Consider the following 1,715-nt stretch of genomic DNA (forward strand, 5'->3'; position numbering starts at 1 on the left):
CCGGTTCCGCGCTGAATCTGGTCCGCACCGAGCCGAGCCCGGCGATCCGTGCCTCGTACGCCGCCCCCGGGGTGACCGGCACCATCGGGCCGAGCGCGCCGGAGAGCACGACGTCGCCGGCTCGCAGCGGATCCCCGGCGGCTGCCATGGTCGAGGCCAGCCAGGCGACGGCGTGCACCGGGTTGCCGAGGCAGGCGGCACCGGCACCGACCGACACCGGCTCACCGGCGGATTCCAGGACCATGCCGCACTCGCGCAGGTCCACCGAGGCGGGCGGCACCGGCCGATCGCCGAGCACGAACAGCCCCGACGAGGCGTTGTCCGCCACGGTGTCCACGATGGAAATGTCCCAGTCGGTGATCCGGGAGTCGACGATCTCGATCGCCGGTAGCAGGAAGTCGGTGGCCCGCAGCACGTCGACCACGGTCGCCGGCCCGTCCGGCAGGTCGGTGCCGAGCACGAACGCCACCTCGGCCTCCACCCTGGGCTGGATCAGCCCGGCCAGGTCGACCTCGTCGCCATCCGGCACCGCCATGTCGGCGAACAGCACCCCGAAATCAGGCTGATACACGCCGAACGCGGCCTGCACCGCCGGCGACGTCAAACCGATCTTCGCGCCGACCCGACGCCGCCCGGCCCCTGTCCAGCCGGCCACCAACCCCCGCTGCACCGTGTACGCGGCGGCCACGTCACCGACCGGCAGCAACCGGTCCCGCAGCGGTGCACACGGCACCCCGGTGTCGTACGCCCCGGTCAGCGCCGCGGCAGCGGCCCCGACATCCACAGTCACGCTCATGTCAGATCCACACAGACGTTGGTCAACTCGGAGTAGAAGTCCAGCGAGTGCACGCCGCCCTCCCGGCCCACCCCGGAGGCCTTTACTCCGCCGAACGGGGTGCGCAGGTCCCGCAGGAACCAGGTGTTCACCCAGACGATGCCGGCGTCCAGCCGGGCACCGGCCCGGTGCGCCCGCCCCACGTCGCGGGTCCACACCGTCGCGGCCAGCCCGTAGTCGGAGTCGTTGGCCAGCGCGAACGCCTCCTCCTCGGTGTCGAACGGAGCGATGTGGCAGATCGGGCCGAACACCTCCTCCCGCACCAGCCGCGCCGACGAGTCGAGCCCGGTCAACACGGTCGGCTGCACGTACGCGCCGCCGTCGCGGGCGTCGCCGAAGGCCGGCACGCCACCACCGGCAAGGATCTGCGCGCCTTCGGCGCGGGCCAGATCGTAGTAGCCGAGCACCTTGTCCCGGTGGCCGCGCGAGATCAGCGGCATCGTCGAGATCGTCTCGTCGGCGGGCCAGCCGTACCGGGCGTCGCGGGCGGCGGCCGCCAGCCGGTCGACGAACTCGTCGAACACCGGCCGCTGCACGTACAGCCGCTCGGTGCACAGACACACCTGACCACCGTTGGTGAACGACGACCGCACCGAACCCGCCACCGCCGCGTCCAGATCCGCGTCCGCGAACACCAGACCCGCGTTCTTCCCGCCCAACTCGAACGACACCGCCTTCACCCCGTCAGCCGCCGCCCGCATGATCGCCGACCCCGTCGCCGACTCACCCGTGAACGTGACCGCGTCCACCCCCGGATGAGTGGTCAGCCACTCCCCCGCCGCACCCGGCCCGAACCCGTGCACCACATTGAACACCCCATCCGGTACGCCCGCCGCCGCCATCACCTCCGCCAGCAGCGTCGCCGACGCCGGCGTCTCCT

At 72.3% G+C, this 1,715-nt stretch carries 2 protein-coding genes; both read right to left on the bottom strand.

What is annotated here, in order from left to right:
* On the bottom strand, positions 1–790 hold a 790-nt coding region (locus ACFHWU_RS29045; protein WP_416592286.1), incomplete at its 3' end, for a 2-keto-4-pentenoate hydratase.
* Positions 791–792: 2 nt separating this feature from the next.
* Positions 793–1,715, bottom strand: a 923-nt coding sequence (locus ACFHWU_RS29050) for an aldehyde dehydrogenase family protein (RefSeq protein WP_416592285.1), incomplete at its 5' end; no start/stop codon positions are given.

Origin of the sequence: Micromonospora sp. LOL_015, from assembly GCF_048060275.1 — a bacterium.
Taxonomy (GTDB): Bacteria; Actinomycetota; Actinomycetes; order Mycobacteriales; family Micromonosporaceae; genus Micromonospora_E.